This is a genomic window from Deinococcus misasensis DSM 22328, from assembly GCF_000745915.1.
In the GTDB taxonomy this organism is placed as follows: Bacteria; Deinococcota; Deinococci; order Deinococcales; family Deinococcaceae; genus Deinococcus_C; species Deinococcus_C misasensis.
Window position 1 is genome coordinate 31,636 of record NZ_JQKG01000009.1, and the last position, 26,687, is coordinate 58,322.

The following is a 26,687-nucleotide window of genomic DNA, read 5'->3' on the forward strand; positions in this document are numbered from 1 at the left end:
GGATGGCAAACACAATCAAATGTAAACTTTTTTTGACACGTGGCTTCAATTACGGAAAATCACTTCTTCTCTGGAGAAGGACCTCAGGGCAAAAAGCAGCAAAATGCCAGTGAACAACAGGTTGCTGACGCAGGTGATGGTCATCATGTCGGATTTTACGGCCCCTTTCACAATGTCCATGATCGAGAGCATCGAGCCAATCAGGGGAATGGCATACATCAGGGCATTGGTTTGCAGGAAATCCGCAAATTGCAGGGCCACCGCAGGAATCACCACCACCAGAGAGAACGGCACCAGATAGGTCTGGGCTTCCTTGAAGTTGCGGGCATAGACGCTGATGGTCAGCACAATCACGCTCACCAGCAAAGCCACCGTCAGGGCCACCCCGAGCAGCAACAGCAAACTGGTGGTGTCCAGATTGAGACTGCCTCCGAAAGAGTTCATCAGGGATTCCTGACCGCTTTCTTCGCCCAGAATGCGTGGCAAAAGGTATTTGGCTGCCAGACCTGCCAAGACCAATCCGATCACACTGAAAATGGCACTCACCAGAGAGAACACCGTCACCGCCCCGAGTTTGCCCAGCACCACTTCGAGCCTGCGGATGGGGGACACCAGCAGCACTTCAAAGGTACCCCGTTCTTTCTCCCCTGCGGTGGAATCGATGGCGGTGGGCTGTGCCCCGGCCAGAATGAATTGCAAGATGAACATCGGAATGATGAAGGCCAGTTGACCGCTGCGTTTCTCTGCGGTGGTGCTGGCATCCACCGTTTCGGTCTGGATCGGGGTCAGCACTTCACGCCCGAGCCCTGCATCAGCAAGCTTTTTCTGCACCAGAATGTCTTTGTAGGCATTCACAGCAGCATCCAGCTTGCTTTTCACACCCACGCTTTTCAGGCTGTTCTGCTTGACGAAAATCTGCACGGTGGCTGCGGGACCTCCGGCTTCTGACGGCAGGTTCTCGGGAATGGAGAGTGCAGCATCCAGTGTTCCGGCCTGCACGTCCTCAATGGGCTTGGTTGTGGCAATGAGTTCTACGCCAGAGGACACCACCTTGCCGTTCACCTTCTGGTCTTGCTCCAGAAAGGTGCGAAGTTCGGCAGGCATGCGTTCAAGGCCCACCACACCCACTTTTTGACGGGCTTGCTGTTCTCCCTGAAAGGCCTTGCCAATCAGGAGGGGAAACCCGAGGGTGAAAATCGGAATCATGATCAGGGGCAGCAAAATGGTGCTGGCGAGGGTACGTTTGTCACGCCACGTGGAAAGGATTTCTTTGCCCAGGACCTGCAACACAAAATCAAGACGCATGGTTGACCCCTCTGGCCAGTTCGAAGAAGGCTTCTTCCAGTCTGGCTTTTCCAGTTTTTTGTTTCAGGCCTTGCAAACTGCCATTGAACAGCAAGGTGCCGTGGTCAATGACCGCAAGGTTTTCACAGAGTTCTTCCACTTCTTCCATCACGTGGGTGCTATACAGCACCAGCTTTCCTGCTGAGCGGTAAGACTTCACAAAATCCAGCAGGGCACGTCTGGCCACCACATCCAGACCGTTGGTGGCTTCGTCCAGAATGAGGACCTTGGGATCGTGGATCACCGCCCGGGCCACCACAATTTTTTGTTTCATTCCTGTGGAGTATTCTCCTGCTTTGCGGTCCAGCACAGCCTTGAGGTCCAGAAACCGGTCGAGTTCCTGAATCCTTTCGTCGATGCGTGCGCGGGGCAGGTCGTAAAATCCGCCGAAATAGTGCAGGATTTCGCGGCCCGTCAGGCGATCATAAAGGCCCATGCCTCCATTGACCACCCCAATGTTCTTTCGGACCTGCTCGGGGTTTTTGCGGATGTCGAATCCTGCAACGCTGGCTGTTCCGCCTGTGGGGGTCAACAATGTGGCGAGGGTCCTCAGGAGGGTGGTCTTCCCTGCTCCGTTTGGTCCGAGCAAACCAAAAATCTGTCCGTCCTGCGCCTGAAAACTGACCCCTTTGAGGGCTTGCACTTTGCCATAAAACTTGCTGAGGTTTTCAATTGTGACCATGGTTGGCCTCCATTGTTGTGGTACGCCTGCATCAAAACCGGGGTTCCCTTGACCTCTGGATCATGGGAGCAGATGGGAAAACCATCCATGGGATCTGATGTCAAGTTTCCTTGACTTAAGGTAAAACACTTTAGGCATGATGTCAAGCAAGCTTTACTCTTAAGCCATTTTGCCCACCTCTGGAATCCCTTTCTCACCTGCACCTGTCAGACTGGCATCATGGTGAAATTCACCCTGATCATCCCGGCCTACAATGAAGAAAAAAACATTGCTCCCGTGATTGACGCTGCCCTGAAATCCCAGCTTGGACAGGTGCTGGTGGTCAGCGACGCCTCCACAGACCGCACTGCCCAAGTCGCCCGAGCCTCTGGAGCCGAAGTGCTGGAATTGCCCCACAATCTGGGCAAAGCTGGAGCCATGCTGGAAGGGGCCAAAATCAGCACCACCGAACATTTGCTTTTTCTGGACGCAGATCTGACCGGACTGACCGCCCAGCACATTCAGGCCCTCGCGTCTCCGGTGCAACAAGGTCAGGCCAGAGCCACCGTGGGCTTGTTCTCTGGAGGGCGCACCTCCACCACCCTCGCTTCATGGATGACCCGGCACTGGAGTGGACAAAGGGTTCTGCCCAGAGACCTCCTGCTGGGCCTTGAAGGTGCTGCCCACCTGCGGTATGCCATCGAAGTGGCGATCACCGATGCCTTGAAAAAAACAGGCATCAAGATCAAATACGTCACCTTGCATGGGGTTTCACAGGTCACCAAAGAAGAAAAACAGGGGCTCTGGAAAGGGGCACAGGCACGGGTGCGGATGTTCAGGCAGATTTTAAAGTACCACTTGGGCCAGCGTTCCTGAGTGAATGCAGTGCCTTCAACGCCTCAAAAAGGTCTTGACGGCCTGTTTGTGGGTGTACAGCAAATCCACAGTGGACCACACTGCCGTCAGCACCGCTGAAAGCATGAACAGTTGCACCACCATCAGGTTGATGGGATGACTCACGCTGGCTGCCCAGAGCAGGGCAATCAAGATTCCGCCAATCGCCACCGACTGGATGAGACCGTTGATTTTGCCAGAGATGCGCTTGTGCACCTGATCGTTGCCTCGGGCCAGGTCCATGAACCGCAAAGACCACGACACCAGATCACGCCACATCACCAGCAGCACCATCCAGAGTGGAACCAGACCATCAGCCAGCAGCAGCAAAAACACACTCAGGCGAACGAAACCGTCTGCCATGGAGTCCATGAGTTCACCTTCACGGTGGGCCACATTGTATCTGCGTGCAAAATACCCATCCAGCAGATCGGTGAGGCCCATCATGGCCAGCAAACCCAGACTGGCCCAGAGTGCACCCACCTGCTGGGAATGAAACACCAGACACAGGGGCACAATCAAAACAATGCGCATCACCGTCAAAACATTGGGGCGTTTCAATTTGCGGAACATGGTTCATTGTAAACAGAGCACATCACAAGTTGCTGAGAAGCAGTCAGAGAGCACAGGGCCGACACAAAATTGCGGTTCAGGTGACGCAAACAGAAAGAGCTGTCTGCCATCAGCCAGCAAGACAGTTTTCTTGCTGCCTTTGACCTGAAAATTCGAGTGGCTTTCATTTTAGGTCTTTGTGTGTTGCTGTTTTCGAAAGCAAAAGCTTCTGGGTGGTCTTTGCACTGAGCGCTGACGGCTGAAGGCTGATCGCTCAAAAAAAATCCCCCTTGCGGGGGTGGGAAGATGGTAAGCCGGGTTCTGTCCATTCAGGTGACACCTGAATGTCACGGTCATCTATCTGGGACGCCTGTCGCCAGACGCCTCGAGCGGTCATCCTGCGGGTCGATGGGACGGGCAGCCCCTCGCCGACTGTCGGACCTTGCACCAGATGGGGTTTACCAGCTCCTCTGGTCTCCCAGAGAACTGGTGCGCTCTTACCGCACCGTTTCACCCTGACTGTCACCGCTTGCGGCGGGTTCCGTTTCGGACATCCCGCTCCGCTGTTCGCGGACGGCGCAGCGGACTGGTTTCTGTGGCACTTTCCGTCGACTTCGCACCTCTGCCCTTCGGAGGCTGGTTTGCTCGTCGCCCAGCCGTTGGCATGGCATCCTGCCCTGTGGTGCCCGGACTTTCCTCACGTGTAAACGCGCGACCGTGTCTCTTCCCGAATCCGTATTTTACATAATCCCACTCTTCATGCAAGCGGGTCCGTTCTCTGGGACTGCAGGTCTCGTGCAAAAGCACTTCAATTTCGCGCTCGGTCAGCTGGCGGTATTCACCGGGTTTGACCCCACGCAACGTCAATCCCCCGAGCCGCACACGCACCAGACGGCGCACCGGTTTGCCGATGGCGTCCATCATGCGGCGCACCTGACGGTTGCGGCCTTCGCGGATGGTCAGGTACAAACCCTCTGGAGCACGTTTGGCCAGAGCAGGCTGGGTGATGCCGTCATCGAGCTCAATGCCATCTTCCAGACGGTGCAGGTCTTCGTTGGTGATTTCCTCTTCGGACCAGATGCGGTATTCCTTTTCGTGCTGGTACCTCGGGTGGGTGAGTTTGAGGGTCAGGTCACCGTCGGTGGTGAGGATCAAAAGACCTTCGGTGAGGCGGTCCAGACGGCCCACAGGGTGCAAACCCGGAATGACGGGCATCAGGTCCAGCACGGTTTTGCGTCCGGCTTCGTCAGAGGCAGTCGTGATGACCCCTTTGGGTTTGTACAGCAGGTAGGTTTTGTGGCTGGAGGCCAGTTCGATGCGCTTGCCATCCACGGCAATGCTGTCTGAGAACTCTGCACTCTGGCCCAGAGAAGCCACCTTGCCATTGACCGTCACCCGTCCGGCCTGAATCAATTCTTCGGCGTGCCTGCGGGAGGCCACACCTGCCTGAGCCAGAATTTTCTGCAATCTGGGCATCAAATCTCCCTTCGAGGAATGAACATCAGGTTCAGGACGGCCAGCAGTCCGAACGCTGCAGAAAGGCCCCAGACCACCACTGTGGTGGGACCTTGCAAATACTTGCTGAGGATGGCGGGAACGAGGGTTGCCACCAGCAAAAATTGGGTTGCGGCCAGCCCAATGCTGAGCCCAGTGCTGGGTCTGGCAAAAAATGCGGTCAACCCGAAGCCCACAAAAGCGGCCCCGAGCATGCGGTAAAGGGTGAGGACCTGAATTCCATCCAGCGTGGGATTCGCAAACACAAAGTAAAAGAAAATACCCAGTGCGATGAAGAGGGTTCCACTGATGAAGTACACGGCGCGTGTCACCGCAACATCATACATTCTGGACATGTGAATGCCGAGAGCCTGAAGGGGCAGAGGCGTGCTGGAACAGAATTTACACCTCTGCCCGTCAGGTCATTTGCTCAGGTCTCTGGTGTTGAACCGGATCAGGCCCACCACCCCGAGCACCAGAGCTGCACCCAGCAAGACCAGTGCTTTGCTGGCTTCCAGTCCATTTTTGATGGGCAGGTATTCGTTGTAGTAGTAGAACACCGAGAGCTTTTGAAGGTCTTTCAGGTCGGCATTCAGGGGGGCTGCTGCATTGAGCAGGTAACTGAGCAGCAACACCACACTGCTGACCCCCATCACCACACCTGCATGGGGGAACAGGCTTCCGGCCATCAATGCCAGCGAAGAAGCAGTGAGACCCAACAGGAACACACTCACCAGAGCGTCCAGCAGGTGTGCCCCTTCAAACGGGATGCCCATCATGGGCGCCATTCCCACACAGGTCAGGTAAAACACCCCCACCAGCAGCAGTTGCATGGTCACCATGGCCAGCCAGCGTCCCAGATAGTAACGCGTTCTGGAGATGGGATTGGAGAGCAGCAAATCCAGTTGACCGTGTTGCTCTTCTCCAGCGACAGCAGCATTCCCAAGGCTGATGCCGTGAATGACCATCACCAGAGGCAAAGTCAGGCTGAGCAACCGGGCATTGAAATACCCCACAGGGGTGGTGATGTCCATGGTGAAAAACATTTGTTTGAGCACCTCGGGCATGTTCTGCATGGCCCCTTCAAACATCTGGGCCATGCCCCCTTCGGACATGATGGACTTGAACAGGCTGAGTTCTGTCAATGCCCAGAGCACCAGAGCGATGCACCAGAACAGCATGGTTTTTCTGGCCCTCAGCCAGGTGTTTTTAAAGACGCTGAGCATGGGGGTCCTCCCGGTAGTAATCCATGAACAGGCTTTCGAGGTCGGCACTCAGGGAACGCAGGCTGAGGATTTCATAATGGGAGAGGGTTTTGATGAAACCGTCCATCTTGCCAGACACCGTGAAAACCGCCCGACTGCCTTGCACCTGTGCTTCCTGAATGCCCGGAATGTTCTGCAACTGGTCTCCAGAGGGGATGTGCGCAAACTCCACCTCAATTTGCTGTCTGGCGTGGCTTTTGAGTTCTTGCATGGTGCTCTGGACCATCAGGCGTCCCTCTTTGAGGATGCCAACCCGATCGGCGGTTTTGTCCACTTCGGAGAGGACATGGGAGCTGAGCAATATGGTTTTGCCCTGCTTTTTGCTGTCCAGAATCAACTGGTCAAACTCGTACTGCATCAGGGGATCCAGACCCGAGGTGGGCTCGTCCAGAATCAGCACTTCCGGGTGATGCATGAACGCCTGAATGATCCCAATTTTCTGCTTGTTGCCTTTGGAGAGGTCTTTGATGCGTTTTTTGGGGTCCAGTTTGAGGCGTTCGATCATCTGTTGAACCTCTGTGCCCAGTTTCATTCCCCTCAGGTCTGCAAAATACCGCAAGACCTCCAGAGCGGTCATCTCGGGGTACAGGTTGAGTTCTCCGGGCAGGTAGCCCACTTTGCTGCGGATTTTGACAGAGTCCCGCAGGATGTCCAGACCCAGAATGGAAGCACTTCCAGAAGTGGGTTTCAACATGCCCAGCAAGGTGCGAATGGTGGTGGTCTTCCCTGCCCCGTTTGGCCCGAGGAAACCGAACACCTCGCCCTGCTGAATCTCGAACACCAGACCTTCAATGCCTCTGGATTTGCCATATGTTTTGCTGAGTTTTTGAACCGCAACGACACTCATGGTTGTTTTTTCCTTTGTTGCCATTCGTGGATGATTCGGGGGTAGGCTTCTTCCCAGTACTGGAAATACCCCTGCATCTCTTGCAGACGGTCATTGGGGGCCACTTTCAGACCGAGTTCTGCGGTTTCGCGGAGCACCGTGAACTTCTGGACCCCTTGCAGGGTGATCTTCTCCCACATGCCTTCACGGATGCGGTAATAGCTCTTGCGTTCCCCTTTGCGCCGCACTTTCTCAATGAAGCCGATTTGCTCCAGGGTGGTGCACCCCTGACTGATGGCAGCTCTGGAAGCATGCAGGATGTCTTGCAGCTCATGGGCATTCAATTCAGACCGTTCATGAATGAGCAAAGCGCCCAGAATCATGCCAATGATGCGCTGTCCTCCCTGTTGCTCGATGACCTGCGTGGTTTTTTCAATGAATTGTTCTTGCTCTGGAGTCATGGGCTCCTTTCTGAAATTTCAATAATTATTGAAATTTCAATAATGAATGTACACCCGCAGGCTCACCCTGTCGAGGACCTTTTTCGAATCAACCGATGCATTTGCCACAGTTCGCTCAGGTGAGTCCATGTGCAACCATCTTCAAAAAGTTGCTCCACCACTGGACTCTGGAGAGGGTCTTGCCTTTTGCCTTCCAATCCCACCTGCAATCCTGTAGCCTACTCCCATGCCGATTTACGCCGTGGACAAGCCCCTGCACTTCACCTCACACGATGTGGTGGCCAAGTCCAGAAAACTGCTGCAAACCCGCAAGATTGGACACACTGGAACGCTGGATCCTCTGGCGACAGGTGTGCTGGTCTTGTGTGTCAATGGTTCCACCAAACTGGTTCAATTCATGGAAAGCGACTCCAAGGATTATCTGGCTTTCATTGCTCTGGGGGCCTCCACCCTGACTCTGGATGCAGAAGGACCCATCACCGAAACCGCTGAATTTGAGATGCCAGAGGCTGCAATCCTTCAGGAAGCCTTGAACGGTTTTCTGGGGCCTCAACAGCAGATTCCCCCTCAATTCAGTGCCATTCAGGTGGGTGGGGTGCGGGCTTATGACATTGCCCGTCAGGGAGGCTCAATTGATTTGCCTGCCCGGTCCATCACCATCCACGAATTGACTTTGCTGGGGGTCAGTGACGCCCAGAGCCTTCCTGCATTGGGATTCGGTCCCAAAGAAACAGGGTGGGATCTGGACCCCGCAGGACGCCAGTTCTCTTTCCCAGAGCAACTTGGGAATTTTCCAGTGTTGATGGTGCGTTGCAGCGTCAGTTCAGGCTCTTACATCCGTGCTCTGGCCAGAGATGTGGGATTGGCTCTGGGCGTTCCTGCCCACCTTGCAGGTCTGGTCCGAACAAGGGCCGGAAAATACCACCTGCAAGACTGTGTGACCCTTGAAGCCCTCCCTGAGGCCACAGGTTTTCCAGAAACCTCTGCCTTGGAATTTCCAGTGCTGGAAGTGGATGTAGAACTGGCACGCAGATTGCGTTCAGGACAAAAAATCCGCCATGACACGGATGGCCGCCTCGTGATCCTGCACGAAGGGGCTCTGGTCGCTGTGGCCGAAGTCACCGATGGGGTTTTGAAGGTGCTCAGGGTCTGGCACTGACCCTTGACCTTCACCCAGCGTGAGCCACGAGACTGTTTGCGGGTGAAGCCATGTTCAAGATCGGTGAATTTGCACACATCACAGGGGTGACCCTGCGAACCCTCAGGCACTATGACGAGGTGGGGTTGCTCTCTCCAGAGCGCCTGTCTGAGAACGGATACCGCATGTATTCCGCACAGGACCTGCAGAAAATGCAGCAGATCCTGTCTTTGCGGGAGCTGGGTGTTCCTCTGGACACCATCAGACAGGTTCTGGTGGGCCCACCGGCCTCTTTGCAGGAGGTTTTGCAGGAACACCGCAGGATGCTGCAACAAGAACTTGAGCAGCTTCAATCCAGAATCAAGCGTCTGGAACACAGACTGCAGGAGGTTCGCATGTACAGTCCCGAGATCCGTTCCATCCCGGCCCGCCATGTGCTGTCCACCCGTGAAACCGCACAGGATTACCAGCATGTCACTGCACCGATGCAGGTCCTCTGGAACAGGCTCTGCCAGCACATTGAGCATCATCCTGTCGAGCGCACTGGACCAGACACCGTCATCTGGCATGGCGATTATGGAGACATGGCCGCCTTCACGCTGGAATTGGTGTTTCCCATTGAAAAACCTGTTGAAGGCACCTCTGAAATCGAGTGCCACCTTCAAGAGGCAACCCCTGAGATGGGAGTGGTGTTGCATCGGGGCAGTTATGAGGTCCTTGGAGAGGCTTATGCAGCTCTGGCCACCTTTCTGGAAGCACAGGGATATGAACGGGCAGGCCACATGCGTGAAGTGTATTTGCACTTCGATGCAGACGAAAACCAGCACCTGACGGAAATCCACATTCCAGTCAAGCAGAAGACCTGAAGCCTTGGATGTAAAGTTATACTCGAGCTTCAATATTTATGCCTTTGTCGACATCCATCCTGAAACATCTCAGGGTGGATGTTTTTCGTGTGCAATCAACACTTATCTTGACCGGGTTCAGTCGCTCAAAATGAGGAAAAAACCATCTTCCCTTTTGCAGGGCAAATCGGTTATCTTAAGGTTCAAGCAACTTGTATACAGGATACACAACATGTGTGTCTGAGCAGCAATGTGCTTTCGCAATACCAGACTTCTGCAAAGAAGTGCTGAGAAGGAAGGTCAACATGATCATCGGCTTGCCTAAAGAAATCAAAGTCAAAGAAAACCGCGTGGCCCTTACCGACGGTGGCGTAGCCAGTCTGGTTCGCCGTGGGCACACGGTTCTGGTTGAACGTGGCGCAGGTGTGGGCTCGGGCATCTCCGACGAAGCCTACCTCGCTGCTGGCGCACAGCTTGTCTCGGTAGACGAAGCCTGGGGCGCAGACATGGTCGTCAAAGTCAAAGAACCCATCGAGCGGGAATACAAGTACCTCAGAAAAGGGCTCTTGCTGTTCACCTACCTGCACCTTGCTGCAGACAAACCCCTCACAGACCGCCTGATGGAAAGCGGAACCACCGGTGTGGCCTACGAAACCGTGCAACTGCCTGACGGAAGCCTGCCCCTGCTCACCCCCATGAGCGAAGTGGCCGGACGCCTGTCAGTGCAGGCCGGAGCCTACCACCTGCAAAAACCCAACGGTGGTCTGGGCGTACTGCTCGGCGGCGTTCCCGGTGTGGAGCCCGGCAAAGTGGTCATCCTCGGGGGTGGTGTGGTCGGGACCAACGCGGCCAAAATGGCCATGGGCCTCGGGGCACAGGTGACCATTCTGGACGTCAGCCACAAACGCCTGCAATACCTCGATGATGTGTTCGGAGGCCGTCTGGTCACCCTGATGAGCACCGAAGAGAACATCCGCAAAACCATTGCCCAGGCCGATCTGGTCATCGGTGGCGTGCTGATCCCCGGAGCCAAAGCCCCCCACCTGATCACCAGAGACATGCTTTCCCTGATGAAACCCGGCAGTGTGATTGTGGATGTGGCCGTGGACCAGGGTGGATGCGTGGAAACCATCCATGCCACCACCCACGACGATCCCACTTATGTGATCGATGATGTGGTGCACTACGGCGTGGCCAACATGCCCGGTGCAGTGCCCAGAACCAGCACCTACGCCCTGACCAACCAGACCATCCGTTACGCTCTGGAACTGGCAGACAAAGGTCTGGATGCCCTGACCAGCAACCCTGCCCTGCTGAAAGGCCTGAACACTTATCAGGGCGAATGCACCAACGAAGGGGTTGCAGAAGCCTTCGGACTGAAGTTTGTGGACCCTACTGAAGCCCTGAAAAAAGTGCTGGCCTGACCAGAGCAAAAAACAAAAAGGAGGTCTTTTCAGACCTCCTTTTTTCATGCACTCTGGATTTTATTTGTTTTCAGGGGTTTCAGGTTTGGTTGGGGTTTCAGGGGTTTCAGGCTTCTTGGGGGTTTCTTCGTCGTCTTTGAGGAGGTCTGTTAAAAAGCTCCTGCCATCAATGCTCAAACGAAGCAGCACACTTTTGTCTTGATTTTTGTAGTTGTTTTTGATGCCCACAGTATAGTACATGGGAATTTCTTTGATGTCCTTTTCCACCTTGATGCGATAAGTCACATCAATGCTGTCATAGTAGTAGTATCCACTTTCATCATAAGTGTTGTAAAGACTGTCAATCTCACGACGGGCTTCAACATAAGCAATCTGGACATCGACACCTGCTGCAGGAGAGACAGAATTCACGGTCAGCATTCCACTGAGTTCACTGGCATACACATCGCCTTCTCTGGGTGTTTCTGACACCTGAACCGACTTGTCCACGAGTTTGGAAAAATCACCATCCCAATATTTTTCGGAATAGGCCACTGTGGCATAAGTGATGGTGCCCGACTTGACCGCAATGGTGCTCAGACTTTCGTATCTCTCAGCTTTATAAGGATTCTTAGAGTTATTGACGCCCGCCGCCGGAGCACACGCAATCAATCCAACCATTAAACCACAGACCAACAACATATTACGCATTTTTCACCTACTGGGTCTCAAAGACTCCTGAAATATTATGAATGTTGGATGAAATTTTTGCAAGAAGAACAAGAAGGATTAAGCCAAATTTCCTAGAGGTGTCATCAAACGACATCAAAGAATCAGCAGGTCATCTTGCAAATTGAAACCATGCTCTGGGGTTTCACCTGAAGACTTCACGGACCTGAAAGTCCAGAGGCTTTTCCAGTTTGCCATCAAACGACAAAAACACCCGATAATTCCCACTGTAGCCGATGTCTGTGGCAACGGTTTTGAAAGTCAGGGTCAGATGATCAACGAATGTCACCCGTGTTCCTGTTCGGTCTTTGATTTTCCTGAACCCTTCAACTTTGACCAGTTCAAAAACCACTTTGTCTTCAGCAGGATCTTTCAAAAGGAACCGTGAAGTGAAATCTCCCAAGGGAATGCTGTCCCCTGTGAAGGTTGCAAATTCAGAATCTGGTCGCAGTGCAGTGAATGTTTTTCCTGAACCGGTCAATTCCAGAGCCGTATAAGACATTGAGAAATAAGAGGTGCCATGGGGAATGTTCACCGATTGGCCCGCAGCAAACACATTTGGGGCATCCTTGCTGGAGCCTGCAGGAATTGGAGCGCATCCAAAAAACAAAGTGACCATCAGCATCCCGAACCATTTTTTCTGAGAATCCATTGAAACTTTTTGCATGAACACCATTATGCATTGTTCATGTGTCCTCTCAAAAGCCTCAACTCCGGTATACTCTGAGGTTTATAGAGGTAAACATGAAAGGACACATTACCATCACTGAAGGGGCCCTCGCTGCCCTGATTGGTCTGACGGCACACGAAATTCCCGGCGTGGTGGGGATGTCCCCTGCCAACATCCGAGACGGCCTGAGAAAGATTCTGGGCAAAGCCCAGGCTTCTGAAGGGGTCACCATCAAAAAAGACAGCAACGGTCAGTACAGTGCTGACCTGTATGTGATTGTGGCTTTTGGCGTCAACATTCCCATTGTGGCCCGCAACATCGAAGAAAAAGTCAAAGACTTTGTCAAACGCAATGCAGGCATTGAGCTTGCAGGAGTGACGGTGCATGCGGTTGGAGTCAGCCATGCCTGAAACCCTCACCCCTCAACAGATTGCCGCCTCTTTGCGTTATGCCACCGACTGGCTCGGGGTGTATAAAGAGCAGGTGAACGCCCTGAACGTGTACCCCGTTCCAGACGGCGACACGGGCACCAACATGCACCTCACCATGCAGTCCATCCGCCGGGAACTCGACACCTGCGATGAAAACAACATGCCCAGCGTGGCCAAGGCCATCGCTTACGGGGGTCTGCTCGGGGCCAGAGGCAACAGTGGCGTGATCCTGAGCCAACTCTTCAAAGGCTTCTCTGAGAGCATCCGTGATCACAAAACCGTGTCTGTGGACACCCTGAAAACCGCTTTTGAGCAAGCCTCCAGACTGGGCTACGCTGCTGTGATGAAACCCGTAGAGGGCACCATCCTGACCGTTGCCCGAGAAGTGGGCTCTGGGGCACGCAAAGCCAAAGTGACCACCATTGAGGAACTGCTGGAATGTGCTTTGAAGTCAGGACAGATCGCTCTGGACAACACCCCAAATCAGCTTCCCGCCCTCAAACAGGCCGGAGTGGTGGACAGTGGGGGTCAGGGTTACCTGTATCTGCTGGAAGGCATGCTGGCTTACTTGCACAACCGTGCCCTTCCCGAAGCTCCCAAAATCGAGTCTTACGCAGGTCAGGGTGTGGAACACGAGGAGTTTGGTTACTGCACCGAATTCCTGATGAAAGACTGCACCTTGCCCATCGAAAAGGTCCGTGAACTGGTGGCCCCTTACGGGGACAGTTTGCTGGTGGTGGGCGCTGAAGGATACGTCAAAGGGCACATCCACACCAACGAACCAGACGAGTTGCTTTCCACGGTGGCCAGACACGGCAACATGGTCCGCACCAAAGTGGAAGACATGAGCGAACAGCACACCGAAATCCTTGCCATGGCAGGGGCCAGCACCCGGGCAGAAGAAGACCTCCCCCAGAGTGGTCTGGTGGCAGTGGCAAGTGGGTACGGCTTGGTGAAAGTGTTCCGTTCTCTGGGTGCCCGTGTGGTCTCGGGAGGACAAACCCAGAACCCCAGTGTGCAGGACATTCTGGATGCAGCAAAATCCGTGACCGCCAGAGAAATCATCATTCTGCCCAACAACAAAAACGTGATCATGGCCGCCCAGAAAGCCGCAGAGTTGCTGGGACCCCATGTGAAGGTGCTGCCCACCCGCACCCTCGGGCAGGGCATGAGTGCAGCCATCGGCTTTTCCAGCTTCTCCCCTGTTGAAGAGCAACTGGAAATGATGCAGGACAGCGCCAATCGGGTCACCACTCTGGAAGTCACCCGGGCTTCCAGAAGCGTTGAACTCAACGGTCTGAACATTGAAGAAGGCGGGGTCATTGGCCTGAAAGACGATGAACTGGTGCATGCAGGGGGCACCCCAGAGGAAGCCGTTCTGACCATGCTGCGTCAGGTGCACACCGATCAGACTGTGGCCACCATTTTCACGGGTCCCAATGTCGATCAAGAGCAAATTGATGGTCTCATGAACACGCTTCAGGAGGCTTTCCCCGATTTGATGGTGGAAATCCATGCTGGCGGGCCGGACCTGTACGATTATCTGGTGACTCTGGAGTGATCCAAGTTGGTCAAAAACCCTCAGCCCTTAAAGCTGAGGGTTTTTTGCAAAAGGCATAATGCAGATTGCTTTTTGACCATTCACACAGAAGCCAGCAACACAGGCCAGCATTCTCATGCCTCGCGCAATGTTGCCCTCTCTGAGGAGGCCTCAACCTCCCATTTGATGCTGTGGCTTTGGAGTTGCCTTGTTCTTCTGCCTTCTGCACCCCATCTGTTTTCCACACGTCCATTTTTTTCATGCAGGTGCGGTAGGATGGGGCCTGTATGATTGATCCCCACCAGTTTCCGTTTGATGCGCAATGCCACCCGGAGGCCAGAGCGGCCCACCGCATCACTTTTGTGGCACAGGATTGTGACGAAAACACCGCCTTTGCGGCCTTGCAAGGGGCATCCCGGCATGGCAATGAATTCATTGAACAGGCTCTGGAACGGGGTGCTCCTTTTGTGCTGACCAATCTGGATGTGCCCCGTGCCCTGAAGGTGGAAGATGCCACTGCGGCCTTGCGCCAGTGGGCACGCCACCAGAGGGACCAGCATGACCATGCAGTCATTGGAATCACCGGAAGTGCAGGCAAAACCACCGCCAAAGAACATGTCCGTGCAGCCGTGGATGGGGTGTGCACCCCCGGCAACCTGAACACCCTGAATGCCATTTCTTGTTTCCTCTTGGAACATGCCACCATCACCCCTGCCCCTCTGGTGGTGGAAATGGGCATCGACCGCATGGGTGAAATGCAAGAACTGGTGGCTCTGGTTTCACCGGATTATGGTGTGGTGACCGCTGTGGGTGAGGCGCATCTGGAATTCCTGAAAACCGTGGAAAACGTTGCACGCGAGAAAGGGGTCATTTTGCAGGCCCGCAAACTCGGGGTGGTCAGCCAGAGGTGCAGCCATTTTTATCCGGGTTTGCCCACTTACGGCTTCGAGCAGGGTACTTTTCAGGGCAAAAACCTGAATTTCGATCCCGAGCAGTGCCACTTCCAGTTCATGGATCAGGGCGTGACGGTTCCCACCACTTCTCAGGTGGTTGCAGAAGCTGCTGTGCTGGCTCTGGGACTGGCCAGCGAACTGAAAATCCCTTTGCGTGAAGCTGCAGAGCGCCTCCAGAGTGTGGATGTGCCGGGCGGGCGCTTCCGGGTTCATGTGGGCCGGATCACCGTCATTGACGACACTTACAACGCCAATCCCATTTCGATGCGGGCCAGTCTGGAAAACCTCAAGCATTACAAAGGTCGCAAATTGGCCGTGCTGGGTGACATGCTGGAGCTTGGACCCGACGCTGCAGGGTTTCACCGCAGCATCGGGAATTTTGCCCAGCAGTACGCCGATCTGGTGTTCAGCGTGGGTGAGCATGCCGCTCAACTTTCCGCCCATCCACAAACCGACATGCAAGCTCTGATCCACACCCTCAAACAGGAAGTGCGGGCCGGGGATGTGGTGCTGTTCAAAGCCTCCAGAGGGGTCAGGCTCGAACAGGCGGTGCAGGCCATCAAAGAGGCTTTTGGTGTTTAAACGTCTGGCGGTGTTCATGCTGGCTCTGGTGTCCTGCGCTCCGTCAGCACAGGTGGGACCTCAAGGCAAAAGCCTGTCTGTGGCCACGTTTTCCAGAGGGATCGCTTGGGGTTCAGGGCGCACGGTGTACATCCTTCAAGGGCCCCGTTTTGAGCTGGAAAAAATCTCTTTGCCTGCCAACCTCTCTGGACTGGCATGGTGGAACGAAGAGGTATACGCCAGCCTTCCTGATGCGAGTTGGGTGATCCGGGTGCAAGGGGTATCGGATGTGCGCCCTGTGGGACGGGCACGCGCCCTCAGCAACAACCTGATTTACCTCGAAAATGGTGGGGTTTTGAACCCCTCAGGGAACAGCGCCTCTTACCGCTTTCCGGGTTTCATCGAAGACCTCTTGAGCGTGGAGGGCACCGATTACGTGCTGGCCAGTGGCAAGATCTATCAATTGCAGGAAGGCAAAACCACCTTTTTGCGCAACAGCAGCGATGCTTTTCTGTATGCAGTGCCAAACGGGGTACAAACCGCTGCGGTTCCCACAGTGCAAGTGAGAAACAAGCAATTTGTGCTTCAAGGGCAAAAAGTGCTGCTCAAAGACCTGCAAAATGAGGTTTTGAACACCTGGAGCCTGCCTTCTCAGAAGGAATGCCACTTGGGCGTGGTGTACGATCAAGTCATGCTGGTTTGCAAAGACGGATTTTTTCAGCGTTTTGATCTGGAGTTGAACGCAGTCGGGAGTGCGAAGTGAGTGAACTTCTCAACGTGGTGTGGGGGGCTCTGGCCGCCTGGTTTTTTGTCGGCCTGTTTCTGGGCATCGCCAGAAGGCGCGGATGGGGCCAGACCGTACGCAAAGACGGTCCCCAGACCCACTTGGTGAAACAGGGCACACCCACCATGGGTGGTGCGCCTTTCGTGGTGGCTTTGTTGTTTGTGTGGGTGCTCAATCACATCCAGACCGGGCTCACCGAGGTGAAACCTCAGGAAGTGGTGTTGCTGCTCAGCATTGTGCTGATGGGCATCATCGGGCTGATTGACGATTACCTGATTGTGCGTTCCAAACTGACCGGAGCAGCAGAACGGGGCGGCCTGATGGCCCGCTACAAAATCGCTTTGCAGATTGTGGTGGGTCTGGCATTCGGGATTGCCTCTGCCAGACTGGCGCACCCCACCACCATGGACTGGGTGTTCTGGTTTGATTTGCTGTTCAACACTTTTGTGATGGTGGGTGCTGTAAACGCCTTCAACTTCACCGATGGGGTCGATGGCCTGTGTGCAGGGGTGACCCTGATCATCATTTTGCCCCTGATCGGGGTGTCTCCGGTGGTCGCCATCATGGCAGGGTGCATCGTGGGTTACCTCTGGTACAACTGGAAACCTGCCAGCATTTTCATGGGAGATGTCGGCTCACACGCACTGGGGGCTCTGGCTGCCGGGGCTTACATCCTGTATGACCACACCTGGCTTTTGCCGATTGCTGCTGTGGTTCCCGTCATGGAAATCCTGAGTGTGGCCCTGCAAGTGGCCTACTTCAGGCAAACCGGAGGCAAACGCATCTTCAAAATGACCCCCATCCACCACCACTTTGAACTGAGTGGCTGGCAGGAAGGCAAAGTGGCCGGTCGTTTCTTTGCCATCACGGCCATTTTCACGGCTCTGGCATGGGGCCTTTTCGGGAAAGCACAATGAACGCCCTGATCTACGGACTCGGACGCTCAGGTCGCGGGGTGGCCCGTTACCTGAAAAAACTGGGCTGGAATGCCGAATGGCTGGACCAGAGGCCCCAACCAGAGGACCTCGAACTGGTTTCAGAACTGGGGTTTCAGCAAGGCTCTGCAGACCAAGCTTACCCATGGGTGATTGCTGCTCCGGGCGTACCCATTGACCATCCAGATCTGGAAAAACTGCGGTCTCTGGGTGCAAAAGTGATCGGAGAACTGGAACTGGGCTTCCTGACCCGCAGAACCCCGATTGTCGGAATCACAGGGACAGCAGGCAAAGGGGGAACCAGTGTGCTGATCACCCAACTGCTGCAAGCCTCTGGTCTGAATGCCCGGATTGGGGGCAACTTCGACCCGCCTTTTCTGGACATCATCGACGATGCCGAAGTGGCCGTGGTGGAGATTTCTTCTTTCCAACTGGAACGCATCCAGACCTTCAGACCCCATGTGGCGGTGATCACCAACATGGACATCGACCATCTGGACCGCCACAAAACCATCGAGGCGTACCACGGGGCCAAATGGCGCATTCAGGAAAACCAGCTTTCCGACGACACCTTGGTCGTGATGGAAGAACTGCAGGTGCCCTCCTCTGCCCGGGCACGCATCCTGAAATTTGCCCGCATGCCAGAGCAAATCCGGTTGCAAAACGGTGATCTGGTGCTGGACGCAGCAAATTTGCCCAGAGGGATCCATCCTGCCAATGCACAAGCAGCCGTGCTGGCCACCGAAAGCTACCTGCAACAAATCCAGAAACCGCTGGATGTGCAGGCCATCCGTCAGGCTCTGCTGGAAGCAGAACCCGTCAAGGGCCGCAATGAACGGGTGGCCACCCACCAGAACATTGATTTTGTTGTCGATTCGATTGCCACACGCACCATCGCTGTGAAATCTGCTCTGGAACAAGCCAGAGCCCCCATCGTCTGGCTGGTGGGTGGTCGGGACAAAGGGGCCGCTCTGGAACCTTTGCAGGAAGTGGCCCAGCAGAAAGTCAAATTCATTGTGGGTTTCGGAGAGGCTGGAGCGCAGTTTGCAAGCGCCTTTAACCTTCCCCACCAGATCATCTTTGAGGCAGATGGAGATGCTACCATCAGAGAAGCTGTAAAAGCCGCTGCCGAGCAGCTTCCTGAGGGTGGAACGGTGCTGCTCGCCCCACTGGGGACCAGTTTCGACCAGTTCAAGGATTACAAAGATCGGGAGCGGGCTTTTCGGGAGGCTGTCCAGTGCTATACGAAGGAACCCTGAAACCCACCCTCACCTTAAAAAGCCGCCAGTACCAGCAACTCCTCTGGCTTGCACAGGGCATCCTCGGGGTGCTTGGCATGATCGGGGTGGCCACAGCCATGCCTGGAGAGCTGACCGGCCACATCCCACAAACCCTGCTGGCCATGCTGGCTGCCTTCATTTTTGCGATGCTGAGGCCCAAAGGGATCATTCGGATTGCACCCTTCATGTGGGTGGTCTCCCTGATCCTGCTGGTCCTAACCCTGTTCATCGGGGTGGGGGGCAACGACAGTGAAGTGAAACGCTGGCTGGAAATCGGTCCCATCCGCTTTCAACCTTCCGAAATCGCCAAACTGACCCTGATCATGCAACTCGGCAGCGCCTTTGCCCGCAAAGGGGTCAATGCCAAACTCTGGCAGAGCAGCCTGATGATCATGACCACCACTTTTCTGGTGATTCTGGAACCAGACCTCGGGACCAGCGTGCTGATTTTTGCCTCAGGCATCCTGATGATGTTCGCTGCAGGGGTGCGATTCACCAGCATCAGTGCCCTGATCCTGTCGTTGTTTCTGGTGGCCTTGCCTTTTGCCAGCAGTTATCTGGAACGTCACCCTTACATCACCGCCCGTTTCTTCGGTCACGTGAACACCGTACAGGGCAAAGACACTTCGCAGGACTCGGGATACCAGATCAAACAGGCCCGCAAAGCCATGGAACGGGGTGGGCTCTGGGGACAAGGGGTGGATGGACGCATGCCCAGACTCCCGGCCAAAGACACCGACATGATCATTGCCAGTGTGGCCTTCGCCACAGGGTTCATTGGTGTGGCGATGGTGATTCTGGCGTACTGGTTGGTGGCCTATGTGGGACTCGGGGCATCGGCCATGGTGGTGAGTGCGGGAACGTTCCGACCGCATTTGCACGCTGCCAGCATCATGGCGACCGGAGCGATGTTCATGATTGTGGGACAGGCCTTTGTGAACCTGTGTGTGGCCATCGGCCTCTTTCCTGTGACCGGGGTACCTTTACCGATGGTGTCCAACGGAGGCAGTTCACAACTGTCCATGGGCATTGCTTTTGGCCTGATCCACTCGGCTTTGCGTGAAGTCCGTCTGGCCGAAGGGACCAACCCAGAGCACGCCTCCGCCTTGTAAATTCTTCTGTCAACAATCTCCAGAGACTGAAGTGATTGCTTCAGTCTTTTTTATGATACAAGTGATTTCCCTAAAAACAAATGTCATTATTCAAGCAGAAAAAAGACATCGTTTGGGCCCTTTAATGAAAATCAGCAAATTTCCATAGAATGAGCATGTTCTCCATTCTAACTTCAAGAGAATCCCATAAAACCCATGACCCATATCATCTGACTGTCACCTGTTCACCTTAGGCTGATGGGGACATCAGACAATGCTTGATGTTTTTCAACGTTTTTGATTTTTTTGCTGCTCCAGAGTGGCAGAAAACCGTTTTCTGTGAAAGGAGAACTTTATGTTTTACCACGACAAAAAACTGCAATACACCGTTCGGGTGGACCGCCCGGATCCCTGCTTCGCCCGCATGCTGCAACAGGCCATTGGAGGTGTGGAAGGCGAAATCCGCGTGATGCTCCAGTACCTGTTCCAGGCATGGGGGGCCAGAGGTCCAGCCAAGTACCGTGACATGCTGCTGGAAACCGGCACCGAGGAAATTGCCCACGTGGAGATGCTTGCCACCGCTGTGGCCTTGAATCTGGAAGGTGCTCCATCCCACATGCAGGAGCAAGCTGCAAAACAAAACCCTCTGGTCGAGGCGGTGATGGGCGGCATGGATCCCAGACAGTACCTTTCCGCAGGGATGGCGGCTCTGGCAAGCGATGCCAATGGGGTGCCTTTTGATGGGTCCCACGTGTATGCCAGCGGAAATCTGGCTGCCGACATGTACGCCAATGTGACTGCCGAGGCCACAGGTCGGGCTCTGGCGACCCGTTTGTACCACCTGACCGACGATCCCGGCATGAAAGACATGCTTTCCTTTCTGATCGCCAGAGACACCATGCACCAGCAGCAGTGGCTTGCGGTGCTGGAAGAACTCGGGGGGCATCAGGGGGTCTTGCCCATTCCCAACAGTTTCCCTCAGGAGCTGGAGAATCAGGACGTCAACTACAGCTTTTTTGCCACCGGCATTGATGGGATTGAGGCGCCCACAGGACGGTTCACCTCTGGACCTTCCATTGATGGCAAAAGCGCATTCAGTGTTCGCAAAGTCACCCCAATGGGTGAAGAGCCGAGACTTGCTCCTCCGATGCCAGAAGCCCACGCCCAGATGGAGCAAATGGCAGGAGGGGTGTCTCCCACCCAAACTGCAAGCCAGACCGCAGAACGGCTGGGAGTCACGCCAAAAGCCCAGAGCAACAAAGCCAACAAAACCCGCTGAAAACAGCACATCCTCTGGACATCCTTCCTGCATTTGTGGGAGGGATGTTCAGTTGAGGCTCAGCAACCCATCTAAGCAAATGTGGGTCGAACGTGCGATGCTTCACGAAAAAGCGGCAACACAAATGCAGTCAAATTTGAAATTTCACAACTGTAAAATTTCTTTTAAAGAGTGGTCTAAATCCTTCGAAAAACCCTCCAGAGATCTATAGCAATTTCGACCAGAAAACATATAAGGTATAGTGCGATGAGTCAGCCTTTGATCGTACTCGCCACAGGAGGCACCGGAGGACACATTTATCCTGCGGTTGCTCTCGCTCAGGAACTCGCCAAAAGGGGGTATGCGTCGGCCATTCTCGGCATGGAAAATGGCATGGAAGAACGCATTGCCAAACAGGAAAACCTGCCCTTTTACGGGGTCAGTGCTGGAAAGATAGACCGCAGCAAACCCAATCCCCTCGAACTTCTCAAGGCCGCCAAAGGCTTCACCGAGGCCCGCAACGCCCTGATCAAAATCAAACCCAAAGTGGTGGTGGGATTTGGAGGTTATGCCTCCCTGCCCGGCGTGCTTTCTGCACAATCTCTGGGCATCCCCACTGTCCTGCATGAACAGAATGCCAAACTGGGCCTCACACAGAAACTGGCCCTTGGCAAAGCCAAAAGCGTGACCACCGCTTACCCCAAAGTGCAAGGACTGCCAGAAGCCAGAGCCAAATGGGTCGGCATGCCTGTCCGCGAAAGGCGCATGAACCGCGATGAGGCGCTCGGGAAACTGAACCTGCAAAAAGGACCGCTCACCGTGATGGTGATGGGGGGTTCTCAGGGCAGTTTGTTCCTGAACCAGTCGGTGCCCGGTGCCCTTGAGGCCGCTTGCGGCATTGAAGGCCTGTGTGGTGAATTTGGCATTCAGGTGATCCACTCCACCGGTCCACGCTGGCTGACGGAGATGGTGCCCAAAGTGCAACACCTGAGCTGGTACAAGGTCTCGGGTTATGTGGACAGCACTGCTGCATGGTCCTGCGCAGACATCGCCATCACGCGGGCAGGCAGCAGCACCCTGGCAGAGGCGGCTTTTTATGGCGTGCCCACCATTGCGGTTCCCCTCTCCAGTTCTGCCGACAACCACCAGTTTTTCAATGCCAGAGCCATGGAAACCGCTGGAGCAGGCAAAGTGGTGGAAGAGGCCCACATCCAGCAACTTGCCAGCACCTTCAAAGAGCTGATTTCTGCGGACAAACGCAAAAAAATGCGTGAAGCCGCTGGCACCCTGACCCCCTCTGGCGCTGCGGCCCGTCTGGCAGATGAAGTGCTGCGGGTCAAAGGAGGCCAGTGATGCGGTATCACCTGATGGGCATTGGAGGCATCGGGGTGAGCGGTCTGGCCAGATTGCTCAAGGCTCAAGGCCATGAAGTCTCTGGCTGCGATGCCAAAATCAATGGGATGGGTGAACAACTGATCTCTGAAGGGATCCCTGTGCTGGAAAAACACAGCCCGGAGCACATCTCTGAAGAGCTCACCGCCCTGATCCTGAGCACGGCCATCAAAGACTCCGAACCCGAGGTGGTGCAGGCCAGAGCTCTGGGTGTTCCGGTCTTGCGACGCATTCAGGTGCTGGACGAAATCATGCAGGGCGCTCCAGTCAGTGTGGGCATTGCAGGCACCCACGGCAAAACCACCACCACCAGTTTGACCGCAGTGGCCATGATCGGCGGAGGCCTTGACCCGAGTGCTTTTGTGGGCAGCGTGCTTCCAGATTTTGAAGGCAGCAATGTGCGGGTGGGCTCTGGACCTTTTGTCGCAGAGATCGACGAGTCCGATCCTCAATTTCAGCATTTGAAGGTGTCTCTGGCAGTCCTGACCAATCTGGAAGACGATCATGTTTCACCAGACGGCAAAGCCACTGAAAATTACTATGCCTCCATCTCAGACCTGCATCAGGCTTTCAAAAACCATGTGGATGGTGCAAAGAAACTGATTTACTGTGCAGACTGGCCGGGTCTGGAAGAATTCACCCGAGACCATCCTGAACGGGTGTCTTATGGCATCGGGCAGGGGGTGTATCAGGCCAGAAATCTTTCTGCGACGGACCGCAACCAGAGCTTTGACCTGTATGTGCAAGGTGCCTTCAAAGGTCGGGTTCACCTGACTTTGCTGGGCAACCACAATGTGCTGAACGCCCTCGCAGCTCTGGCCGTGGTGCATGAACTGAATGGGGATGTGTCCGGGGCCATTGAATCACTGAAGCATTTCAAAGGGGCAGGCAGAAGGTGGCAGGAAATCGGCTCCCGCGAAGGTGCCCTGATCGTGGACGATTACGCCCACAACCCCACCAAAGTGCAGGCGGCCCTGCAAGCTGCACGGCAAACCGGACGCCGCGTACGGGTGATTTTCCAGCCCCACCGCTACAAACGCACCCAGCTTTCGTGGGAGCGGTACGCCAGCATCCTCACAGACGCAGACGAAGTGATCTTGCTGGACATTTATGGGGCCAGTGAACCCCCCATCGAAGGCATCACCTCGGGCCTGATCCTGAACCGCATGCAAGATTTGGGGTTTCAGCAGGTCTTTTACGCCCGAACCTTTGAAGAAGCCATCCAGCAGGCCCTGCACGATTTGCAAAGCAACGACCTGCTTTTGACCTTGGGTGCCGGAGACGTCACCCAACTTGCCCCGAGGTTGCTCCCATGATCAAAGTCACCCATCTTCCGCTGGCCAAACTCACCACCCTTGGAGTAGGTGGCGAATCCGAAGTCTGGACCGTACACGACCATCAGGAACTGCTGGAAGCGATGCAGGCCCCTTACCGCCCTCTGGGTGGAGGCTCCAATCTGGTGGTCTCCGATGCCGGGGTCAAAGAGCGTGTGATCCTCTTGAAAGGCACCCTCTCCGAAGTGAATCTGGAAGCCGATCCAGAGCTCTCTTCGGAAAATTTGCATGTCACCGGATGGATTGGCGCGGGCAAAGCTTTGCCTGCTCTGGTGCGTCAGGTGCAAAAACTGGGCCTGAGCGGCATGGAAGGACTGGTGGGCATTCCAGCCACCGTCGGAGGGGCCGTCTGGATGAACGCAGGCACCCGTTACGGCGAGATGTGGGACGCCCTCTACTGTCTGGAAATCGCTTATCAGGGAAAAATCACTGTCCATCATCCTTCGGATTTTCCCTACCAGTACCGTTCCAGTGGACTTCCAGAGGGTGCCGTGGTCAGCAGGGTGCGCCTGAAGCTGACCCCCTCCAATCCAGAGGACGTGCAGGCCAAAATGGATTTTGCAGACCATGCGCGCAAAGGTCAGCCCAAAGCCCGCACCGCCGGATGTGCCTTCAAGAATCCCGGTGGTGTGAGTGCAGGTAAACTGATTGATGAAGCTGGACTCAAAGGCTTAAGGGTGGGCAATGCCATGGTCTCACACGAGCACGGTAACTTTGTGATCAATCTGGGCGGAGCCACCGCCGCAGATGTCATGGAACTGCTGCGCATCGTGCGCGAAAAAATTGGGGTGCCTCTGGAAATGGAGTATGAAGTGTGGGAATAATTCGCCTGCTGGTGGTCATGCTGATCAGCGTCACCTTGCTGGTGGCGTCATGGTTCATTCTGCCAGTGCGAAAAACCGAAATCTCTGGACTCAGGCACCTCAAAAACGAAGAGGTGGTCAAACTGGTGCACGGCAAGCCCGGCGATCCGTGGTTGTGGATTGCCCGTTTCCGCCTGAAAGCGCTGGAAAACCATCCCTGGATTTTGAGTGCAAGTGTGGTCAAAACCTTTCCCAGTGATGTGAAAGTCAGCATCGTGGAAAGGGTTCCGGTGGCCCGACTTCTCAAAGAAGGCCATGAAGTGGTGCTCTCCGCCGATGGTGTGGAACTGCCTGGAGCACCCCGAGTGGGACCCCTCATCAAGACAGAAGGCAAATTGAATATTCAACAGGCTCTGGAAGTTGCGTTCCTGTTGCGTTCTGAAGGCGTTCAGGTTGTAGAATTGACTCCAGCAGGCATTCGCATGAAACTGGGAGACTCCACCGTCTGGGCGGATTCTGTCGATTCCTTGCGCAAATACATGAGCAGTGTCAAAATGAAGCGTGGTAAGAACATCCACATTTACCCTTGGGGGGTGAGCGTCCAGTAATGAAGGAAAACCAAATCATTGTAGGTCTCGACATCGGTACGACGAAAGTCACAACGGTGATCGGCGAGGTCGGACCCGATGGTGTGCTGGACGTTATTGGTGAAGCCACCGTTCCCAGCGACGGGATCAAGAAGGGCGTGGTCGTCAATTTAGACAAGACCACTCAAGCCATCCGGCAGAGCATTGCGGCTGCCGAGCGCGTTGCAGGAGTGAAAGTACACGAAGCATTCGTCAGCGCCAACGGCTCCCACATCAAAGCGCTCACCAGTCACGGACTAGCAGCCATCCGCAGAAACCAGGAAATCTCCCGCGCAGACGTAGAACGCGCGATTGAAAATGCACAGGCAGTACCCCTGGATCCCACGGTGGAAATCCTGCACATTTTGCCGCAGGAATACACCGTAGACGGTCAGGAAGAGATCAAAAACCCGATTGGCATGCAGGGCGTCCGCCTTGAGGTGGACGTGCACATGGTCACCGGTTCGGTGGGTCCTCTGGCCAACCTGCGCCGTTGCGTGCAGGAAAGCGGAATCACACCCAACCAGTTGGTTTTGCAGGCTTACAGCGCTGGCCTTGCCGTGCTGGACCAGCAAGATTACGACCACACCGTGCTGATCATCGACATCGGCGGCGGAACCACCGACATCGGGGTGTTTCGCCGGGGCAACCTCTGCCACAGTGCCGTGATCCCCATTGGCGGAGACCACATCACTGGAGACATCGCCCAGATCCTCAAAATTCCCTTTGAGGAAGCCGAACGCATCAAAAAACGCTATGGCAGTGCCATCCCCGAGCTTGCCGATCCAGACGCCATGCTGGAAATCACGCAAGCGGGTGTGCAAACCAGCATCTCCCCTTTCGAACTGTCGCGCATCATCAAACCCCGCGTCGCAGAGATTTTCGCTCTGGTGCGTGGTGAGATTGACCATGCCATGGGCCCCATCGAGATCATCACCTCCAACGTGATCCTCACGGGCGGCACCAACATGATGAAAGGCATGGGAGAACTGGCCCGGGACCGTTTCCGTTTGCCTGTCAAACTGGGCACCCCCACCAAACTCGGGGGGCTCAAGGATCTGGTTGCCAAACCCAGTTATGCCACCGCCATCGGCCTCCTGCGATTCGCCTACATGCAGGATGAACAGCCCACTTCCGGAGCCACCCGCACCAAGGCACCTGTGGCCGCCACCGTCCCTTCAACCCCTCAGGAAGTGCAAACGCACACCCCTGCTCCGGTCGTGAACAGCACCCCGGTGATTCAACCCACCACGGTTCTGGACGACCCCGTCACAACCGCGCCAAAAGAACCCCAGAAGGCCCCCGGAAACAACAAATCCATTCTGGATCGCCTGAAGGACATCTTCAAAGATTTCTTCTGAAAAGAAGACATTTGGACGGGTTGCACACGGTAAAAATAAAGTAGGATGTGTGAATA

The 26,687-nt window shown here is 55.0% G+C and carries 26 protein-coding genes, 1 other RNA gene and 1 pseudogene; 17 read left to right on the forward strand and 11 right to left on the reverse strand.

Annotation, left to right across the window (positions count from 1 at the left end; all coding sequences use genetic code 11):
- Positions 1 to 45 precede the first annotated feature (45 nt).
- Both Q371_RS07190 and Q371_RS07195 read right to left on the reverse strand, forming a co-directional pair.
- On the reverse strand, positions 46 to 1,305 hold the full coding sequence (locus Q371_RS07190; protein WP_034338214.1) for an ABC transporter permease: 1,260 nt from the start codon (positions 1,303 to 1,305) through the stop codon (positions 46 to 48).
- Positions 1,295 to 2,026 (reverse strand): ABC transporter ATP-binding protein, encoded by a 732-nt coding sequence (locus Q371_RS07195; protein WP_034338217.1) that lies wholly within the window; start codon positions 2,024 to 2,026, stop codon positions 1,295 to 1,297. Before Q371_RS07195 ends, Q371_RS07190 begins: the two co-directional genes overlap by 11 nt.
- A 219-nt stretch (positions 2,027 to 2,245) precedes the next feature.
- Here Q371_RS07195 and Q371_RS07200 point away from each other — a divergent pair, with 219 nt between their 5' ends.
- Positions 2,246 to 2,881 (forward strand): glycosyltransferase family 2 protein, encoded by a 636-nt coding sequence (locus Q371_RS07200; RefSeq protein ID WP_084571298.1) that lies wholly within the window; start codon positions 2,246 to 2,248, stop codon positions 2,879 to 2,881.
- 15 nt (positions 2,882 to 2,896) lie between these two features.
- Here Q371_RS07200 and Q371_RS07205 read toward each other — a convergent pair whose 3' ends face one another.
- The 7 genes and pseudogenes from Q371_RS07205 to Q371_RS25480 form a co-directional block, all read right to left on the reverse strand.
- Positions 2,897 to 3,472, reverse strand: a complete 576-nt coding sequence (locus Q371_RS07205) for a CDP-alcohol phosphatidyltransferase family protein (protein WP_034338220.1) — start codon at positions 3,470 to 3,472, stop codon at positions 2,897 to 2,899.
- Positions 3,473 to 3,745: 273 nt separating this feature from the next.
- Positions 3,746 to 4,182, reverse strand: an RNA gene (gene rnpB / locus Q371_RS25510) — RNase P RNA component class A.
- Between the two features lie 148 nt (positions 4,183 to 4,330).
- A pseudogene (locus Q371_RS07215) lies at positions 4,331 to 4,927 on the reverse strand (pseudouridine synthase); the annotation flags it as partial.
- A complete protein-coding gene (locus Q371_RS07220; protein WP_157442581.1) occupies positions 4,927 to 5,277 on the reverse strand; it encodes a hypothetical protein in 351 nt (116 codons plus the stop codon). The pseudogene Q371_RS07215 and the gene Q371_RS07220, both read right to left, overlap by 1 nt.
- Positions 5,278 to 5,367: 90 nt before the next feature.
- Positions 5,368 to 6,171, reverse strand: coding sequence for an ABC transporter permease (locus tag Q371_RS07225; RefSeq protein ID WP_034338229.1), 804 nt, complete (start codon positions 6,169 to 6,171; stop codon positions 5,368 to 5,370).
- Positions 6,155 to 7,057, reverse strand: coding sequence for an ABC transporter ATP-binding protein (locus Q371_RS07230; protein ID WP_034338232.1), 903 nt, complete (start codon positions 7,055 to 7,057; stop codon positions 6,155 to 6,157). The genes Q371_RS07225 and Q371_RS07230 overlap by 17 nt, the downstream gene beginning before the upstream one ends.
- Positions 7,054 to 7,497 (reverse strand): GbsR/MarR family transcriptional regulator, encoded by a 444-nt coding sequence (locus tag Q371_RS25480; protein ID WP_051963583.1) that lies wholly within the window; start codon positions 7,495 to 7,497, stop codon positions 7,054 to 7,056. The genes Q371_RS07230 and Q371_RS25480 overlap by 4 nt, the downstream gene beginning before the upstream one ends.
- Before the next feature lie 226 nt (positions 7,498 to 7,723).
- Between Q371_RS25480 and truB the strand changes: the two genes are divergently transcribed.
- From truB to ald, 3 genes are all read left to right on the forward strand, one after another.
- Positions 7,724 to 8,656: a tRNA pseudouridine(55) synthase TruB gene (truB, locus tag Q371_RS07240; RefSeq protein ID WP_034338235.1), complete on the forward strand. Its 933-nt coding sequence runs from the start codon at positions 7,724 to 7,726 to the stop codon at positions 8,654 to 8,656.
- Between the two features lie 50 nt (positions 8,657 to 8,706).
- Complete coding sequence (locus Q371_RS07245) at positions 8,707 to 9,501, forward strand: MerR family transcriptional regulator (RefSeq protein ID WP_034338238.1); 795 nt, start codon at positions 8,707 to 8,709, stop codon at positions 9,499 to 9,501.
- A gap of 284 nt (positions 9,502 to 9,785) precedes the next feature.
- The gene (gene ald, locus Q371_RS07250; protein ID WP_034338240.1) at positions 9,786 to 10,904 is read left to right on the forward strand and encodes an alanine dehydrogenase; all 1,119 of its coding nucleotides are present in this window, start codon (positions 9,786 to 9,788) and stop codon (positions 10,902 to 10,904) included.
- Positions 10,905 to 10,964: 60 nt separating this feature from the next.
- On the opposite strand, the gene Q371_RS07255 is transcribed toward ald, so the two are convergent.
- Positions 10,965 to 11,594: a hypothetical protein gene (locus tag Q371_RS07255; RefSeq protein ID WP_157442582.1), complete on the reverse strand. Its 630-nt coding sequence runs from the start codon at positions 11,592 to 11,594 to the stop codon at positions 10,965 to 10,967.
- Between the two features lie 163 nt (positions 11,595 to 11,757).
- Entirely contained in the window at positions 11,758 to 12,279 is a 522-nt protein-coding gene (locus Q371_RS07260; protein ID WP_157442583.1) for a hypothetical protein, read from the reverse strand.
- A gap of 77 nt (positions 12,280 to 12,356) precedes the next feature.
- Here Q371_RS07260 and Q371_RS07265 point away from each other — a divergent pair, with 77 nt between their 5' ends.
- The 13 genes from Q371_RS07265 (at position 12,357) to ftsA (ending at position 26,631) form a co-directional block, all read left to right on the forward strand.
- Complete coding sequence (locus tag Q371_RS07265) at positions 12,357 to 12,692, forward strand: Asp23/Gls24 family envelope stress response protein (RefSeq protein WP_034338247.1); 336 nt, start codon at positions 12,357 to 12,359, stop codon at positions 12,690 to 12,692.
- The gene (locus Q371_RS07270) at positions 12,685 to 14,274 is read left to right on the forward strand and encodes a DAK2 domain-containing protein (RefSeq protein ID WP_051963585.1); all 1,590 of its coding nucleotides are present in this window, start codon (positions 12,685 to 12,687) and stop codon (positions 14,272 to 14,274) included. The genes Q371_RS07265 and Q371_RS07270 overlap by 8 nt, the downstream gene beginning before the upstream one ends.
- A 266-nt stretch (positions 14,275 to 14,540) precedes the next feature.
- A complete protein-coding gene (locus Q371_RS07275) occupies positions 14,541 to 15,788 on the forward strand; it encodes a UDP-N-acetylmuramoyl-tripeptide--D-alanyl-D-alanine ligase (RefSeq protein ID WP_051963587.1) in 1,248 nt (415 codons plus the stop codon).
- Positions 15,781 to 16,530: a hypothetical protein gene (locus Q371_RS07280; protein WP_034338250.1), complete on the forward strand. Its 750-nt coding sequence runs from the start codon at positions 15,781 to 15,783 to the stop codon at positions 16,528 to 16,530. Before Q371_RS07275 ends, Q371_RS07280 begins: the two co-directional genes overlap by 8 nt.
- Positions 16,527 to 17,468 carry a phospho-N-acetylmuramoyl-pentapeptide-transferase gene (locus Q371_RS07285; RefSeq protein WP_245618270.1) on the forward strand — a complete coding sequence of 314 codons (942 nt, stop codon included), beginning with the start codon at positions 16,527 to 16,529 and terminating at the stop codon, positions 17,466 to 17,468. The genes Q371_RS07280 and Q371_RS07285 overlap by 4 nt, the downstream gene beginning before the upstream one ends.
- Positions 17,465 to 18,745: a UDP-N-acetylmuramoyl-L-alanine--D-glutamate ligase gene (murD, locus tag Q371_RS07290; RefSeq protein WP_034338253.1), complete on the forward strand. Its 1,281-nt coding sequence runs from the start codon at positions 17,465 to 17,467 to the stop codon at positions 18,743 to 18,745. The genes Q371_RS07285 and murD overlap by 4 nt, the downstream gene beginning before the upstream one ends.
- The gene (locus Q371_RS07295; RefSeq protein ID WP_245618271.1) at positions 18,724 to 19,878 is read left to right on the forward strand and encodes an FtsW/RodA/SpoVE family cell cycle protein; all 1,155 of its coding nucleotides are present in this window, start codon (positions 18,724 to 18,726) and stop codon (positions 19,876 to 19,878) included. The genes murD and Q371_RS07295 overlap by 22 nt, the downstream gene beginning before the upstream one ends.
- A gap of 334 nt (positions 19,879 to 20,212) precedes the next feature.
- The gene (locus tag Q371_RS07300) at positions 20,213 to 21,136 is read left to right on the forward strand and encodes a manganese catalase family protein (protein WP_051963590.1); all 924 of its coding nucleotides are present in this window, start codon (positions 20,213 to 20,215) and stop codon (positions 21,134 to 21,136) included.
- Positions 21,137 to 21,382: 246 nt separating this feature from the next.
- Positions 21,383 to 22,468: an undecaprenyldiphospho-muramoylpentapeptide beta-N-acetylglucosaminyltransferase gene (gene murG, locus Q371_RS07305; RefSeq protein WP_034338256.1), complete on the forward strand. Its 1,086-nt coding sequence runs from the start codon at positions 21,383 to 21,385 to the stop codon at positions 22,466 to 22,468.
- Positions 22,468 to 23,823 carry a UDP-N-acetylmuramate--L-alanine ligase gene (gene murC / locus Q371_RS07310; RefSeq protein ID WP_245618273.1) on the forward strand — a complete coding sequence of 452 codons (1,356 nt, stop codon included), beginning with the start codon at positions 22,468 to 22,470 and terminating at the stop codon, positions 23,821 to 23,823. Before murG ends, murC begins: the two co-directional genes overlap by 1 nt.
- Positions 23,820 to 24,665, forward strand: coding sequence for a UDP-N-acetylmuramate dehydrogenase (locus Q371_RS07315; protein ID WP_034338259.1), 846 nt, complete (start codon positions 23,820 to 23,822; stop codon positions 24,663 to 24,665). Before murC ends, Q371_RS07315 begins: the two co-directional genes overlap by 4 nt.
- Complete coding sequence (locus tag Q371_RS07320; RefSeq protein ID WP_051963593.1) at positions 24,656 to 25,252, forward strand: cell division protein FtsQ/DivIB; 597 nt, start codon at positions 24,656 to 24,658, stop codon at positions 25,250 to 25,252. Before Q371_RS07315 ends, Q371_RS07320 begins: the two co-directional genes overlap by 10 nt.
- A complete protein-coding gene (gene ftsA / locus Q371_RS07325) occupies positions 25,252 to 26,631 on the forward strand; it encodes a cell division protein FtsA (RefSeq protein ID WP_034338262.1) in 1,380 nt (459 codons plus the stop codon). The genes Q371_RS07320 and ftsA overlap by 1 nt, the downstream gene beginning before the upstream one ends.
- Positions 26,632 to 26,687 lie beyond the last annotated feature (56 nt).